Raw genomic sequence first — 14,932 nt, forward strand, 5'->3', positions numbered from 1 at the left:
ACCTCGCATCCCACGACCTGAACAGGGCCTCAGCGCCCTGATGGACCACTGAAAGAGACTTCCATGGATGTATCCCGCACCCGGGCCCTGCGTGGCCCCAACCTCTGGAGCCGCCACATGGCCATCGAGGCCGTGGTGACCTGCGCTGAAAACGAGCGCGCCGTGGGCCAGATGGCCGGGTTCGAAGCCCGCCTGCGGGCCCTGTTTCCCGCCATCGGCGCGCTGCACCCCGAAACCGGGGGCGGCGATGTCGCGCTGGCCCATGTGCTGCAGACTGCCGCCCTCGCATTGCAGGCGCAGGCCGGCTGCCCGGTGACCTTTGCGCGCACCACCGCCACCACCGACGCGGGCGTGTACCAGGTGGTCGTGGAATACAGCGAAGAGGCCGTGGGCCGCAAAGCCTTTGAATACGCGCAACAACTCATCAAGGCAGCGCAAGGCGAAGGTAATTTTGATGCCGACACCGTGATTGCCGAGCTGCGCGAACTCGACGAAGACGAGCGCCTGGGCCCCAGCACCGGCTCCATCGTGGACGCCGCCGTGGCGCGCGGCATCCCCTACCGCCGCCTCACGCGTGGCAGCCTCGTGCAGTTTGGCTGGGGCTCCAAGCAGCGCCGTATCCAGGCGGCCGAGGTCGATTCGACCAGCGCCGTGGCCGAATCCATCGGCCAGGACAAGGACCTGACCAAACGCCTGCTGCATGCCGCTGGCGTGCCCGTGCCGCTGGGAAAACCGGTCGAGAGCGTGGACGAAGGCTGGGAAGTGGCCCTCAAGGTCGGCCTGCCCGTGGTGGTCAAGCCGCAGGATGGCAACCAGGGCAAGGGTGTGACGGTCAACATCACCGACCGCGCCCAGCTCGAAGAAGCCTACAAGAACGCCGCCGAATACGGCACCGTGATGGTCGAGCGCTTTTTGCCGGGCCATGACTTCCGCCTGCTGGTGGTCGGCGACCAACTGGTGGCCGCTGCACGCCGCGAGCCGCCCCAGGTGCTGGGCGACGGCCAGCACACGGTGCGTGAGCTGGTCCACCAGGTCAACCTCGACCCACGCCGGGGCGAGGGCCATGCCACCTCGCTCACCAAGATCCGGCTCGACGACATTGCCGTGGCCCGCCTGGCCATGCAAGACCTGACGCCCGACTCGGTGCCCGCCAAGGGCCAGCGCGTCGTCCTGCGCAACAATGCCAACCTCTCTACGGGTGGCACCGCCACCGACGTGACCGATGACGTGCACCCCGAGGTTGCCGCACGCGCTGTGGCCGCCGCCCAGATGGTGGGCCTGCACATCTGCGGCGTGGACATGGTGGCCGAGACCGTGCTGCGCCCGCTCGAAGAGCAAGGCGGCGGCTTTGTGGAAGTGAACGCCGCCCCCGGCCTGCGCATGCATCTCGCGCCCAGCTACGGCAAGCCCCGCAACGTGGGTCAGGCCATGGTGGATAAGCTCTACGCCCATGGCGACGATGGGCGCATCCCAGTGGTGGCCGTCACCGGCACCAACGGCAAGACCACCACGGCCCGCCTCATCGCCCACCTGTTCACCGCACAGGGCCTGCGCGTGGGCATGACCAACACCGACGGCGTGTACGTGAACGGCCGCCAGATCGACAGTGGCGACTGCAGCGGCCCCAAGAGCGCCCGCAACGTGCTGCTGCACCCCGAGGTGGATGCAGCCGTGTTCGAGACCGCCCGTGGCGGCATCCTGCGCGAAGGCCTGGGGTTTGACCGCTGCCAGGTGGCCGTGGTCACCAACATCGGTGCGGGAGACCACCTGGGCCTGAACTACATCACCACGGTGGAAGACCTGGCCGTGCTCAAGCGCGTGATCGTGCAGAACGTGGCCACCACAGGCTACGGCGTGCTCAACGCGGCCGACCCCATCGTGGCCGCCATGGCGCCCGCCTGCCCTGGCAAGATCATCTTCTTTGCGAGCGACCGCCACCATCCCGTGATGGCCACGCACCGCGCTCAGGGCCACCGCACGGTGTATGTGGATGGCGACTCCATCGTGGCTTCGGAAGGCTCGTGGCGCGAGACCATCCACCTGCGCGACGTACCTATCACACGCAACGGCAAGATCGGTTTTCAGGTCGAGAACGTCATGGCGGCCGTGGCCGCCGCCTGGGGCGTGGGCATGCCCTGGCAGACCATCCGCCGGGGCCTGTCAGGCTTTGTGAACGACAGCGACAACGCGCCCGGCCGCTTCAACATCATGGACTACCGGGGCGCCACCGTGATTGCCGACTACGGCCACAACCCTGATGCCATGCGCGCCCTGGTGGGTGCCGTGGACGCCCTGCCCGCCAAGCGCCGCAGCGTGGTGATCAGCGGCGCGGGCGACCGCCGCGATGAAGATATCCGCGACCAGACCGTGATCCTGGGTGCCGCATTTGACGACGTGATCCTGTACCAGGACGCCGCGCAGCGCGGCCGTGCCGATGGCGAGGTGATGGCCCTGCTGCGCGAAGGCCTGGCAGGCGCATCGCGCACCACACACGTCGAAGAGATTCGCGGTGAGTTCATCGCCATCGACGCCGCCCTGGCGCGCCTGCAGCCCGGCGACCTGTGCCTGGTGCTGGTGGACCAGGTCGAAGAAGCCCTCGCCCACCTGGCCCAGCGCTGCACCGAAGCCGGGGCCGCTGCGTGATAGCCCTCAAGCAAACGGCCACCTCGGCGCTGCTGGCCCTGGCCGCAGCCACCGCCTGGATGGGCGTGGCTGGCAGTGCGCAGGCAGCGCCCGGCGAAAAAATCGGCACGGTGGACACCGCCTTCCAGTGGATCGGCCGCGACCACGACATCCTCGTGGAAGCCTATGACGACCCCGGCGTTTTGGGCGTGACCTGCTACGTCTCGCGCGCACGCACGGGCGGCATCAAGGGCACCCTGGGCCTGGCCGAAGACCGCGCTGAAGCCTCCATCGCCTGCCGCCAGGTGGGGCCCATCAGCTTCCCCGAGCCGCTCAAGAAGCAGGAAGAGGTGTTCAGCGAACGCATGTCCATCCTGTTCAAGCGCCTGCGCATCGTGCGCATGGTCGACCCGGCCCGCAACACGCTGGTCTACCTCACCTACTCCGAAAAGCTCATCGACGGCTCGCCGCAGAACAGCGTAACCGCCGTGCCGGTGGACCGGGCCACAGCCATTCCGCTGCGCAAGTGAGCGGGCCAGGCCGTACCCGCAGGGCCGCAATTCACAGAAAGCAGAAAGGGGCCATGGCCTATTTCTGATTTTTATACGGCGGTTTAAACAACGAAGTGCACGTTGCCAAAAGGTAGGCCCAGACAAGTAAGTGAAGATGACTTGTGTGACCTGCCAGTCAACCCAAGTGCACCATGAACTACACCCATCTGAGCCAAAGCGAACGTTACCAAATCCAATGCCTTCGCGACGTGGGGCTGTCGATCACACAGACAGCCCTGCGCCTGGGGCGCCACCGCAGCACCATTGCCCGCGAGATCAGGCGCAACAGCGGCGCCAGCACGGCGTACCAAGCCCACAGCGCCCATCAACAGGCTCTTGCGCGCCAAAGTGGTCAGACCAACGCTCAGCGCTTTGACGATGCCCAGTGGGAGTTGGTGCTGTCGTATCTGCAGCTGGATCTGTCACCTCAGCAGGCCGCCGCCCGCCTGGGGCTGGAAAAGCGCCTGCGCATCAGCCACACCTGCATCTACAACCGGCTGCGCCGCATGGGACAAGCTGCACCGCGCCTGCGTTGCGGCCAGCGCCGACGCAAGGCACATTCGGGTGCGGGGCAACTGCGCGATCGCGTGGGTATCGCACAGCGCCCCGCCATTGTGGACAAGCGAGCGCGCCTGGGTGACTGGGAGGGGGACACCATCGTCTCAGGTGCGGGTGGACTGGCAGGGCTGGTGACCCTGACCGAGCGACGCTCGCGCTACACACTGGCGCAGCATGTGCAGCGGCGCCAGGCCGAGCCGGTGGGCCAGGCCATCATCGAAATGCTCAGGCACCATCCCAAGCACCGCCACACCCTCACGCTGGACAACGGCAAGGAATTCGCCGAGCACAGGTGGGTGCATAGACGCCTGAAGACGAAGGTGTACTTCGCCGATCCGCACAGCCCCTGGCAGCGGGGGCTCAACGAGAACCACAATGGGCTGCTACGCCACTACTTCCCCAAGGGCAGCGATCTGGGCACGGCCAGCGAAGAGCAGGTGCTCCAAGCCGTGTACCGGCTCAACCACCGACCCCGCAGATGCTTGGGCTGGAAGACTCCGCATGAGGTGTTCCATGGCTACAAAGTGAGCCCACTTACACTGGGTACTGGCGCACTTCGTTGTTGAAACCGCCTACCAAAACAGCCACCAGCGCTTATCCATCAAGCGCAATCAGCTATTAAAATAATAGCAACCATCAAGCCTGGTTGGCAATTTTCTGCAGCGCCTGTTCGAACACTTCCACCGGCTGCCCGCCCTGGACCCAATGGCGCTCGTTGATGAAGATGGCAGGCACCGAATGGATGCCGTTTTGCAGATAGAACCACTCGCGCTCGCGCACCTCGTCGGTGTAGCGGTTCGATGCCCGCAGCGCGTGTGCGTCATCAGCACTGCGACATCGGGCACCGAAGACGGTAGCCCCCATGCCAAAGATGAAGACAGTAGCGTCCCCAAAAGAAGCTGCCGATATCTTCATCATCGACGCAGTTTTCATGAACCACCAACCCCAAAACCCGCCGTCAAGGGCTGTTGGCGCTTGATGGCCAGACCATCAGGTGGAACGCCGACGCATGGCAACGAACACCGCAACAGCCATCAGGCATGACAACAGGATCGTGCCCCACTCGGACAAGGTGGGGATACTTGTCGGGCTACTGGCAAAGCCCAACCCGCTGGGGTCTCGAATGACGCCAGGCGCACTATTACCATCCCAGGCATCGTTGTCCGTCAGAGTGAAAGTCACACTATTCACACCTACGCTGGCCGGATAGCTCGAATACGCTGCCCCATTGACTTTGTAGAAGGTCGCTGCGCTGGGCAGATTCTGTGAGTAGGTCACCGTTACTGTCACGGTACTGGCACTGCCACTCAACGTGAAGTCGAACAGGCCGTAGGGGAACGTCGTATTCGTCGGTGCACCAGGGGCTGGTTGAACAAATGTTGCACTGTCAACGGCACTACAACCCGTAGCCGACAGCGTGGCAGTCACGCCGCTGACGAGCGTCGGAATGTTCGACCGCAAACACGTTGCCGGCGCGATGGTGTCGCTGTCGGTGGCGGAGTTGTTGCCAGGTGCTAGGTCAACAACACCCCCCGCAGTTGTCACAGTGGCTGTGTTACTCAGCGTGCCGCTGGCCGACGCACTGACCACCGCGCTCAGGGTGTACGTGACCGTGGCACCCGCAGGCAGGTTCACCGTGTCATTGATGCTGCCGCTGCCCGATGCAGTGCAGGTGCCGCCACCAGCCCCCACACAAGTCCATGTGGCACTGGTCAGCGCTGCCGGAAGGACATCGGCCACTACCGTGCCGGGCGCATCACTCGGTCCCGCGTTGCTGGCGGTGATGGTGTAGGTCACGCCCCCGCCAGGGTTCACGGTCGTGACACCGTCGGTTTTGGTAATGCTCAGGTCTGCGCGCGGCGTGATGCTGTCGCTGTCTGTGGCCGAGTTGTTGCCAGGCGTAGGGTCCACAATCCCTCCCGCAGCTGTCACCGTGGCTGTGTTGCCCAGCGTGCCGCTGGCCGACGCACTGACCACCGCGCTCAGGGTGTACGTGACCGAGGCACCCGCGGGCAGGTTCACCGTGTCGTTGATGCTGCCGCTGCCCGATGCAGTGCAGGTGCCACCACCCGCCCCCACACAAGTCCATGTAGCACTGGTCAGTGCTGCAGGAAGGGCATCGGCCACTACCGTGCCGGGCGCATCGTTGGGGCCAGCATTGCTGGCGGTGATGGTGTAGGTCACGCCCCCGCCAGGGTTCACGGTAGTGGCACCGTCGGTTTTGGTAATGCTCAGGTCCGCGCGCGGCGTGATGCTGTCGCTGTCGGTGGCGGAGTTGTTGCCGGATGTGGGGTCAACGACGCTGACATCCTCGGTAACGGTCGCCGTGTTGCTCAGCGTGCCGCTGGCCGCCGCACTGACCACCGCGCTCAGGGTGTACGTGACCGAGGCACCCGCAGGCAGGCTCACCGTGTCGTTGATGCTGCCGCTGCCCGATGCAGTGCAGGTGCCACCACCCGCTCCCACACAAGTCCATGTGGCACCGGTCAGTGCTACTGGCAAGGTGTCGGACACCACCGTGCCAGGCGCATCACTCGGTCCCGCATTGCTGGCGGTGATGGTGTAGGTCACGCCCCCGCCAGGGTTCACGGTCGTGACACCGTCGGTTTTGGTAATGCTCAGGTCTGCAACGGACACGATACCCAGGGCATAGTGAATCGTGCCGTTGAACCTTCTGTCGGGGTTGGTAGAGGCGAATGGATATTGTTTGCCGACGCCTGAGTACACGGTGAGATTGGCATCGTTTGCCAGAGCGGCATTGGTGCCGTTGGTGTAACGCACCGCACCAGAACCTGCACCGGTGTTTTCGGTTAAATAAAAGCCATACCGCGTCCCCGCAGAAAGCACAACTGCCAGTGGCATCGGGACGGGCGTAGGCAGGTTCAAACCGAGCGACGTCACACTGGCCGATGTCGCCAGCAGCGTCCAGTCACCAGGGTTGTTCTCATGCCCCGCATAACCACCAACGCGGTAGTACAGCTCGAAAGTGCCAGATCCAGAGATGTTCGCGTCTAGCCCCGTCAGCGTCACTGTATTGGCGGCATCGATATCGAACATGATCCCTCTGTTCGAATTGTTCGAGTCGTACAGCGTAGCCAAGGACGACGTCCCTGCGGCAAGGGCGGGACCCGTGGCCAGCACAGATGCGAGCAGGACACCCCAGAATCGCACCCAGACACTGCGGTACAAGTTGGCCCAAGGTGTTTTGTATGGGGCACACATCGCAGCATGCTCCAGTCTGACCACCAGCATTGGCACCAAAACAGACCAGAGGTTAAATCTTTTTATCATAAGAAGCTATCGTTCAACAGCCCTAGTGCCATTGTCAAGAAATAACGGGGCAGTCGGCTCGCGCGGCGCACATAGGCACAACAGGCAAACGGACCAAGCGGACGTTGCTCCACAGCATGAAGCCCTCTGCGCCATCGCAGCTTGGCACTTTGCTGCCATGCATCAGGGGGTGGAGCAGGCATAAATACAAAACGTGACCTGGCGGCCATAGGCGCCTGGATCGAGGCCTATCTGCTGCGCTACCCGCACACGCGCGTCGAAGTCGAATACACCTCGCGCGAGCTGAATCTGGTGCATGAGGGCTTTGACGTGGGGGTACGCGCAGGGCTGCTCCAGGAGTCGCGCCTCCTGGGGCAAATCGAAAACGGCCTGTTTGCAGCTGCCTAGTTGCGCAGCGCGAAGGGCTGCCGCAGCAACCCCAAGACCTGGCCCGCAACGTTGATCCGGTACACGGGCGGGCCCAACAAACTATGGCAAATCCACCATCCGGCGCGCGTCCTCGTCAATGCGGGCATTGGTGTTCGCGACGCCATGCTCAAGGGCCTGGGCATAGGCCAACTGCCGCTGCCCGCGGCGGCGGAACTGGTGTCGGCAGGCAGGCTCGTGCGTGTGCTGCCTGAGTGGCGACCGGCGCCGGTATCGGTCTATGCGGTGTGCCCGAGTAGTCGCTACCCCACGCCCAAGGTGCGCGCGTTTGTGAACCTATGCTTGCGGCAGTTCGAGCTTGCAAACATTGCAGGCGGCGTACTGCCCGCGCCGCCGCAGGACCTGCTCGCAGTTTTCCCCTGGGAGGCCTGCAAGGGCTAACCTCGGCGCCTCCTCGCTTTGATGTCTCATGTGAATGCAGAGCACTTCCCCCGTCCAGCCATCGAGGCAAAGTACCCTCGTGCGCTGAAGTGCTGGCCTTCGAAGTTCCTTCTTCGCTTTACGTACACCCTGACCAGATGGCTATCGCCCTTGCGCTGGATGTATCTCGCCTCCTGCCTGCGGCGGAACGCCGAGCCAGAGCCGCTTCGCTGAGTTTTGTGAGCCGCAACGGAGCCGGGGCTGCCACCAGGCAAGTGCTTGGACTAGTGAGTCAGCCCTTTATCTATCTGCGATAGACGCTACCATTTTTAGAGCCTCATCAAGCCTGCGTCGCAATTTGCCGCAGCGCCTGCTCAAACACCGCCACCGGCTGACCACCCTGAATCAGGTGGCGCTCGTTAATGATGATGGCGGGCACCGAGTGGATACCGTTTTGCAGATAGAACTGCTCGCGCTCGCGCACCTCGTCGGCGTAGCGGTCTGAGGCCAGCAGCGCACTCGCTTCGGCCACATCCAGCCCCACCTCGCCCGCCACACGCACCAGTACCTCATGGTCGCTCGGGTTCTGGCCGTCGGTGAAATACGCCTTGAACAGCGCCTTCTTCAGCGCGGGCTGCATGCCCTTTTCTTCGGCCCAGTGCAGCAGCCGGTGCGCGTCAAAGGTGTTGTAGATGCGGCTGCGCTTGTCCATACTGAAGGTAAAGCCCAGCTCCGCCCCGCGCGCCGCAATGGCATCGCGGTTCTTCTGGCTCTGCTCGGGCGTGGCGCCGTATTTTTCTTGCAGGTGCTCGCCAATGTCCTGGCCTTCGGGCGCCATCTGCGGGTTCAGCTCGAACGGCTGAAAGTGCATGTCCAGCGCCACCTCCCCTTGAAGCCGGTCCGCCGCCTGCTCCAGCGCCTTGAGGCCGATGATGCACCAGGGGCAGGAGACATCGGAGACGAAATCGATTTTGAGGGTGGTGGGCATGGGAGGAGTTCTGGCTATCAAAGATGGGGATGGTAGGCGGGGTGGTTTAACCGTGGGGGTGGCGGGTTTACTGCCATAGAAAGCAGGTGATTTCTCTCCAAAGACGCGGCCACCGCTCTAACCAAGTTTAGGCATAACAGCAGCGCCCATATAGATTTGCTCCCAAAGCCGGATGACGAAAACTGAGGATATCCCGTCTTCCGCCACCCCCATGCGAACAGCGACACCAGGACCATTGACATAAACGACTCCAAGACCAGCCATCGCTGACTCAAATTCATCCAGCGCTGCCGGGTTGAGGAACGGCATAAATTCAACTGCGTGAGAATCCTCTACGAAGCGCTGACTATGCAGATACAACATGCCACGCACTGTCTTTTCAAGCCAAGCATGTACGTTCTCTGCAAGAACAGTAACGGCGACGCGGCCACTCTTGATGCCATATTCAATCGCGGTGTGGTTTACCTCCGCAACGCCCTGCGGAATTTCGTCTCCCTGCATGAGGCCTGCAACGAAGTTTCGAGCAACTTTGTCCCTCGTGATTTTTTCAGAGGGATCTTGTGTGGCGGTAGCTCTCATGCTGCGAAAGACAGATTGCGTGACGCTCGCTGAAGCCGGGTTTCTCGGGTCAAGGCACATGGCCAGACCACGTAGTAGTTCCTGCTCAATTCGGCCAAGACGGTTATTGCACGCGAAGCAAGCGGGAGCCTGCCACTTATGTAGGTTCGCTGGTGTGGTATCGGGATACCAAGAGCGTGGGAATATATGGTCCCAAGTGCGCGGCACGTTTTCAGCCAAACAGTGCACGCACTTGCCCAAAGGAGGTCGTTTTGCCATCGCTCAAGGATAGCTTTCGACCCAGCTGAGGCGCAAATGCTGTGCCGAAGCCGCTACTGGACAATTTCGTCAAAGCTCCAGATAGGTCGGTGCACCAAGATGCCTCGCGCCAACAACAGAAACCGTAGGCGCGGAAGACTGGCAACAGCGAGTGTTAGCCGCCTCCCGCTCGCAACTCAGTCTTCAACACCTTCCCATAACTGTTCTTCGGCAGCGCCTCCACCCACCGGTATTCCTTGGGCCGTTTGAACCGCGCAATGTGTTCCAGGCACAGCGCATCCAGCTCCGCATCCGCCACCACCCCGCCCTCGCCCGCAACGAGGTAAGCCACTACCACCTCGCCCCATTCCACATCCCGCTGCCCCACCACGGCCACCTCGCGGACCTGGGGGTGGAGCAGCAGCACCTCTTCCACTTCGCGCGGGTAGATGTTGCTGCCGCCGGAGATGATCACGTCCTTGGAGCGGTCCTTGAGCGTGAGGAAACCATCGGCATCCAGCGCGCCCATGTCGCCGGTGTAGAGCCAGCCATCGCGCAGCGTCTGCGCCGTGGCTTCGGGGTTGTTCCAGTAGCCGGGCATGACGGTGTCGCCGCGCACCACCACCTCCCCGGTCTCGCCTGTGGGCATCGGCTGGCCTGCAGCATCCACCACACGCACCTGCACCAGCGACTGCGCCACGCCGACCGATACCATGCGCTCGGCCCAGCGCGGGTGGTTGCGGTCGGCCAGTTGGGCGCGCGACAGGGCCGTGATCGTCATGGGGCTTTCGCCCTGGCCGTAGATCTGCACGAAGCGGTTGCCGATCACGGCCAGGGCGTTGCGCAGGTCGTCGGCATACATGGGGCCGCCGCCGTAGACGATGGTCTTGAAGCCCGACACATCGGCACCCGTGGCACGCACATGCTCCACCAGGCGGTGCACCATGGTGGGCGCGGCAAACAGAGTGAGCTGGCCCACGCTGGCCGCAAGCTGCACCAGCTCCGCAGGCTCAAAGCCACCCGACAGCGGAACCACATGCCGCCCGCCGCGCAACACCTGGGCGTAGTTGTAGAGGCCAGCGCCGTGCGACATGGGCGCGGCGTAGACCATGGCGTCGCCGGGCAGCACATCGTCCACGTCGGTGAAGTAGCAGGCCGTCATGGCCAGCAGATTGCGGTGGGTCTGCATCACCCCCTTCGGGCGGCCAGTGGTGCCGGAGGTGTAGAACAGTGAGGCGACATCCTCGGGTGCGCGATCACAAACGTCCATGGGCGCGTGCGTGACAGCGGCGCGGTACGCTTCGGAGCCAAACACCAGCAGACCAGCATCCGCCGCCCCTGCCTCGCGCGCGGCTGGGGCCAACGCCTGCGATACCAGCACCACACGCGCGCCGGAGTCGGCCAGCACGTAGGCCAATTCTTTGGCATGCAGCTTGTAGTTGACCGGCACCGACACGGCCCCGGCCCACACGATGGCGTGCAGGGCCTCCAGGTACTCGGGCGCATTGGCGGCATAGATGGCCACTCGGTCCCCGGGGGCCACGCCGCATTGCGTGTGCAGATAGGCGGCCAAGGCGGCAGCGCGTGCGCCCAGGTCGCCGTAGGACCACAGCACGTCACCCCCTGTAGTACAGCGGGCTGGTGGGCATGCAGCAAAGCACTGCGGCGCAGCAGGTGGGCAATGTTCATAGTGTGCACTCCACAACAACGGGATTTTTCAGGGTCAGCCGCCTCCACAGCCGTGGAGGCCTGCAGGCACTGTAGGCACGCCAGGCGCTGGCGCACAGTCGCCAAAATACCCAAGGGATAACCCGGCCCGCCCCCGAAACACCCGGTTACCACGCGCGCCCAATTCCCCACGGGCTGTGGCGTTGAAACTCCGTTGCCTAGACTGCATCTGATCCCATGCGCGCGGCCAGCCCACCCAGGCAAGCGCCCCACCGTTTTTACCCAACGCCTTGCAGGCAACACCCCATGAACCTGGACCAGCAAAAATCCATTCTCACCATCGCCCTCCTGGCCGCGTTTGCGGACGGCAACAAGGACGACGCCGAGCGCGAAGAGATCCGCCGCATTGCCCAGTCGCTCGCGGGCGACGCAGGCATGGCGGACCTTCCACGCATCTACCAGGAAGTGCTGCTGCGGCGCACCAGCGTGCAGGCGGCGGTGCAGGCCCTAAGCGACCCCATGCACCGCCAGCTGGCCTACGAAATGGCCGTGTGTGTGTGCGACGTGGATGGCCGCCAGACGGCGGCAGAACGCGAGTTTCTGAACGGCCTGAAGGCGGCGCTGCAGCTGGGCGCACCGCAGACCGACGCGTTTGACCGGGAAGCCGATGCAATCGTGGATGTGGCGGAAAAGGCCGTGCCTTTATCCGTGCCTGTGTCCGCGCCCATCGCGGTCCCAGTGGCAACAGCCGCCGCAACGGCAACAGCCGCCGCAGCCCCCAGCAGTGCTTCGGATGCCGAGCTGGACAAATCCATCCTCAACTACGCGCTGCTCAACGGTGCGCTGGAGTTGCTGCCGCAGTCCTGGGCGTCAATGGCCATCATCCCCATGCAGGTGAAGATGGTGTACGGCATTGGCAAGGCGCACGGCGTGGAGCTGGACCAGGGCCACATCAAGGAGTTCATCGCCGCTGCGGGCGTGGGCATGACGTCCCAGTACCTGGAGCAGTTTGGCCGCAAGCTGCTGGGCGGCCTGCTGGGCAAGGCGGCGGGCCGGACCATCGGCGGACTGGGCAGCGCCGCCACGGGCATGGCGTTTTCGTTTGCCACCACCTACGCGCTGGGACAGGTGGCCAAGCGCTACTACGCCGGGGGCCGGGTCATGAGCACGGCCATGCTGCGCGACACCTTCCAGAACCTTCTGGGCCCCGCCAAGCAGATGCAGTCGCAGTACCTGCCGCAGATCCAGCAAAAGGCCGCCACGCTGGACGCGGGCAAGATCATGGCGATGGTGCGCGGTGCCTGACACGCCACAGCCACTACGGAAAACGCTATATTATTAATAGCTACCAGCGCTTAACAGATAAGCGCCAGAGGCCATTTTTAATCAAAATCCAGTGATGGGGCCCGCGTGGGCCAGACGAAATCAGGCCAGAGCGTTGCGCCCGCGCTGACCCGCGCGCAAACCAGGTGGCGCAAACATCGGCCCATGACAGAATCGGCCCATGCTCGACCACACGGACCCTGTCGCCTCCATCATCCCGGCCATGTCGCTCGACTCACCGTCCGACAATGCCATGACGGCGCTGTCCCGGCTGGCACTGGGGCCAGTGAACACGGCCTACTACATGGCCGTTTTCGAGCGCTTTGACAACACGGGCCGCACCACCACCACCTGGAACTGGGCGGCCTGCCTTGCCACCCTCAACTGGATGCTGTTCCGGCAGTTGTGGACCCCCGCGCTGGTCTACCTGGCGGCGGCCGAAGGGCTGGCGCTTATCGTGTATGGCATCGGCCGGACCTTCCTGCAATGGCCGCCGGGCGTGGAATTGGGCGTGCTGGGCGCTTTTGCGATGCTGGCCTTTGCGGTGCCGGGCCTGTATGGCAACGCCATCCTGTATGCCGACATCCGCAAACGGGTGGCCCGCGCGCTGGCGGCCTCACGCACGCTGCCCGAGGCCTGTGTGCTGCTGGAGAGGCAGGCCAGCTCACGCAAGCGGCTGCAGGCACTGGTGCTGGCCAACCTGGTGCTGGTGGCCGCAGCCGCGCTGGCATACCTGGTATGGGCCCCTTCAGACACCAAGCCGCTGGCCCTGGAGCCCGCCGTAACGGTGGCGCAAGCCACGGCGGCGGCGTCCCGGCCCAGCGCAGCGGCTTCTGCACCAGCCGCTGCCATTACGGCTGCGCCTTCACCAGCACCGGCACCAGCACCCGTACCTGTTCCGGTTCCTGCGCAAGAGCCCCCTATCCCCGCCCTTCCCGCCACCACCGCCTCGGCTCCTGACCCAGCGAAACCGGCAGCGGCCCCGCCCACCGCCAAGTCTGCGGCCCCGGCAATCCCAGCGCCAAAGGCCGCAGCAACAGCCAGCACGCCAGCGCGATCCTCTGAGGCCAACCGCCCCGCTCCGGCTGCGACCTCTGCAGCCTCCACGGTGTCCAAATCGCCCTCTTCAGCGCCCGCCACGGCAGCCCCCAAGCCCTCTGCAAAGACAACGCCCCCCGCCGAGCCCGCCAGCCGCGCGGCCTCTGCAGCCAAGGCAAAAACGCCCAAAGCCCCCGCTTCGGCCGCTGCGCCAGCATCCTCAGCCCCTCTCCCCACCGTGGGCACGGCGGCGGGCTACTACATCAACGTGGGCCTGTTTGCCGATGAGGCCAACGCCCGCAAGGCCCAGGCTCGCTTGCTCAACGAAGGGCTACCCGCCTTTCGCCAGGAGCTGAACAACGCCAAGGGCCGCCGCATCCGCGTGCGCGTGGGGCCCTATGAAAGCCGGGCGAAGGCAGAGGCTGCAGCCGCGTCGATCCGGGCTATGGCGCTGGAAGCTGTGGTTTTCAAGCAGTAGCCGACAGCAGCGGCGCGTCCGTCCTACTCGCTCCGTTGCCCGCCACCGACGCATCCGGCCCCTGCCCGCCGGTAGGCTGCAGCAAGGTCCTACTCTTGCTCCAGCCCATGAAACACGCCGTCAGTACCCGCCCCGCATCCTCGCGCCGCATGGTGACCCTGGTGGCCATTGCCACAGGCGCACTCTTGCTCACCGCCTGCGCGCCCTGGCGCATGTGGACCGCCGCAGACCTGGCCCGCGAGGCCCAGCCCTACACTGCGCAACCGGATCAACCCGTGCGGCGGGTTCTGGTGGTGGGCGACAGCACGGCCGTGGGCACGGGGGCCAATGCCCCGCTCGACAGCCTGCCCGGGCGCATTGGCCAGGACCACCCGAAGTGGCACATCGACAACCTGGCCGCCAACGGTGCACGCTACGCCGACGTGGCCGCCCAGCTGGAGCGGGCGTCTGCGGGCTACGACCTGGTGCTGGTGCTCGCGGGTGGCAACGACGTGATCCGGTTGACCGCGCTGGACACCCTGCGCCCCCAGATCGAGCAGGTGGTAACCCTTGCACAACAAAAGGGCCAGCACGTGGTGCTGATGCCGTGTGGCAACGTGGGGCATGCGCCGTTTTTCATCCCCCCGGTTTCGTGGGTGATGTCGCACCGCTCTGAGGACCTGCACGCCATCGTCAAAGACGTCGCAGCCACGCGCGAGGCGCGTTATGTGCGCCTGCTCAAGCACGCCATGAAGACCCGTTCGTGGCCCGTAGCAAGGCACTGAACGCCGCCGACGGGCTGCACCCCAGCAGCGCTGGCTACGAGGAGTGGTA

At 64.4% G+C, this 14,932-nt stretch carries 11 protein-coding genes and 3 pseudogenes; 8 read left to right on the top strand and 6 right to left on the bottom strand.

Translation table 11 applies throughout. The features are described from left to right. The first annotated feature begins 63 nt into the window (after positions 1 to 63). The 3 genes from cphA (at position 64) to EXV95_RS12035 (ending at position 4,297) form a co-directional block, all read left to right on the top strand. Positions 64 to 2,643: a cyanophycin synthetase gene (gene cphA, locus EXV95_RS12025; protein WP_176887018.1), complete on the top strand. Its 2,580-nt coding sequence runs from the start codon at positions 64 to 66 to the stop codon at positions 2,641 to 2,643. Between the two features lie 59 nt (positions 2,644 to 2,702). Then, positions 2,703 to 3,152, top strand: coding sequence for a CreA family protein (locus EXV95_RS12030; protein WP_176889028.1), 450 nt, complete (start codon positions 2,703 to 2,705; stop codon positions 3,150 to 3,152). A 173-nt stretch (positions 3,153 to 3,325) separates the two neighbouring features. Next, positions 3,326 to 4,297: an IS30 family transposase gene (locus EXV95_RS12035; RefSeq protein WP_176885716.1), complete on the top strand. Its 972-nt coding sequence runs from the start codon at positions 3,326 to 3,328 to the stop codon at positions 4,295 to 4,297. A gap of 70 nt (positions 4,298 to 4,367) precedes the next feature. Here the strand turns inward: EXV95_RS12035 and EXV95_RS12040 are convergent. Both EXV95_RS12040 and EXV95_RS12045 read right to left on the bottom strand, forming a co-directional pair. Continuing rightward, positions 4,368 to 4,553: pseudogene (locus EXV95_RS12040) on the bottom strand (DsbA family protein); the annotation flags it as partial. A 168-nt stretch (positions 4,554 to 4,721) separates the two neighbouring features. Next, positions 4,722 to 6,788: an IPTL-CTERM sorting domain-containing protein gene (locus EXV95_RS12045; protein WP_176887019.1), complete on the bottom strand. Its 2,067-nt coding sequence runs from the start codon at positions 6,786 to 6,788 to the stop codon at positions 4,722 to 4,724. 375 nt (positions 6,789 to 7,163) lie between these two features. Here EXV95_RS12045 and EXV95_RS12050 point away from each other — a divergent pair, with 375 nt between their 5' ends. Both EXV95_RS12050 and EXV95_RS12055 read left to right on the top strand, forming a co-directional pair. Further along, entirely contained in the window at positions 7,164 to 7,409 is a 246-nt protein-coding gene (locus tag EXV95_RS12050; protein ID WP_176887020.1) for a hypothetical protein, read from the top strand. Beyond that, positions 7,410 to 7,829 (top strand): LysR substrate-binding domain-containing protein, encoded by a 420-nt coding sequence (locus EXV95_RS12055; RefSeq protein WP_176887021.1) that lies wholly within the window; start codon positions 7,410 to 7,412, stop codon positions 7,827 to 7,829. A gap of 50 nt (positions 7,830 to 7,879) precedes the next feature. Here EXV95_RS12055 and EXV95_RS25155 read toward each other — a convergent pair. From EXV95_RS25155 to EXV95_RS12070, 4 genes and pseudogenes are all read right to left on the bottom strand, one after another. Continuing rightward, a pseudogene (locus tag EXV95_RS25155) lies at positions 7,880 to 7,975 on the bottom strand (IS200/IS605 family transposase); the annotation flags it as partial. Positions 7,976 to 8,148: 173 nt separating this feature from the next. Continuing rightward, entirely contained in the window at positions 8,149 to 8,796 is a 648-nt protein-coding gene (locus EXV95_RS12060; protein ID WP_176887022.1) for a DsbA family oxidoreductase, read from the bottom strand. Positions 8,797 to 8,913: 117 nt separating this feature from the next. Then, on the bottom strand, positions 8,914 to 9,375 hold the full coding sequence (locus EXV95_RS12065; protein WP_176887023.1) for a hypothetical protein: 462 nt from the start codon (positions 9,373 to 9,375) through the stop codon (positions 8,914 to 8,916). A 412-nt stretch (positions 9,376 to 9,787) separates the two neighbouring features. Next, positions 9,788 to 11,301 (bottom strand): annotated as a pseudogene (locus EXV95_RS12070) (AMP-binding protein). A gap of 285 nt (positions 11,302 to 11,586) precedes the next feature. On the opposite strand from EXV95_RS12070, the gene EXV95_RS12075 reads away from it, so the two are divergent. From EXV95_RS12075 to EXV95_RS12085, 3 genes are all read left to right on the top strand, one after another. Continuing rightward, on the top strand, positions 11,587 to 12,585 hold the full coding sequence (locus EXV95_RS12075; protein ID WP_176887024.1) for a YcjF family protein: 999 nt from the start codon (positions 11,587 to 11,589) through the stop codon (positions 12,583 to 12,585). A 199-nt stretch (positions 12,586 to 12,784) separates the two neighbouring features. After that, positions 12,785 to 14,119 (top strand): SPOR domain-containing protein, encoded by a 1,335-nt coding sequence (locus EXV95_RS12080; protein WP_176887025.1) that lies wholly within the window; start codon positions 12,785 to 12,787, stop codon positions 14,117 to 14,119. 107 nt (positions 14,120 to 14,226) lie between these two features. Then, the gene (locus EXV95_RS12085; protein ID WP_255484986.1) at positions 14,227 to 14,883 is read left to right on the top strand and encodes a GDSL-type esterase/lipase family protein; all 657 of its coding nucleotides are present in this window, start codon (positions 14,227 to 14,229) and stop codon (positions 14,881 to 14,883) included. Positions 14,884 to 14,932: the final 49 nt, after the last annotated feature.

Origin of the sequence: Acidovorax sp. JMULE5, from assembly GCF_013376875.1 — a bacterium.
In the GTDB taxonomy this organism is placed as follows: Bacteria; Pseudomonadota; Gammaproteobacteria; order Burkholderiales; family Burkholderiaceae_C; genus Acidovorax; species Acidovorax facilis.

Excerpts from the sequence above, each read along its gene's own strand:
- cphA (WP_176887018.1), top strand. The coding sequence starts at position 64 with ATGGATGTATCCCGCACCCGGGCCCTGCGTGGCCCCAACCTCTGGAGC.
- EXV95_RS12030 (WP_176889028.1), top strand. The coding sequence starts at position 2,703 with ATGGGCGTGGCTGGCAGTGCGCAGGCAGCGCCCGGCGAAAAAATCGGC.
- EXV95_RS12035 (WP_176885716.1), top strand. The coding sequence starts at position 3,326 with ATGAACTACACCCATCTGAGCCAAAGCGAACGTTACCAAATCCAATGC.
- EXV95_RS12045 (WP_176887019.1), bottom strand. The coding sequence starts at position 6,788 with ATGTTCGATATCGATGCCGCCAATACAGTGACGCTGACGGGGCTAGAC.
- EXV95_RS12060 (WP_176887022.1), bottom strand. The coding sequence starts at position 8,796 with ATGCCCACCACCCTCAAAATCGATTTCGTCTCCGATGTCTCCTGCCCC.
- EXV95_RS12065 (WP_176887023.1), bottom strand. The coding sequence starts at position 9,375 with ATGAGAGCTACCGCCACACAAGATCCCTCTGAAAAAATCACGAGGGAC.
- EXV95_RS12075 (WP_176887024.1), top strand. The coding sequence starts at position 11,587 with ATGAACCTGGACCAGCAAAAATCCATTCTCACCATCGCCCTCCTGGCC.
- EXV95_RS12080 (WP_176887025.1), top strand. The coding sequence starts at position 12,785 with ATGCTCGACCACACGGACCCTGTCGCCTCCATCATCCCGGCCATGTCG.
- EXV95_RS12085 (WP_255484986.1), top strand. The coding sequence starts at position 14,227 with ATGAAACACGCCGTCAGTACCCGCCCCGCATCCTCGCGCCGCATGGTG.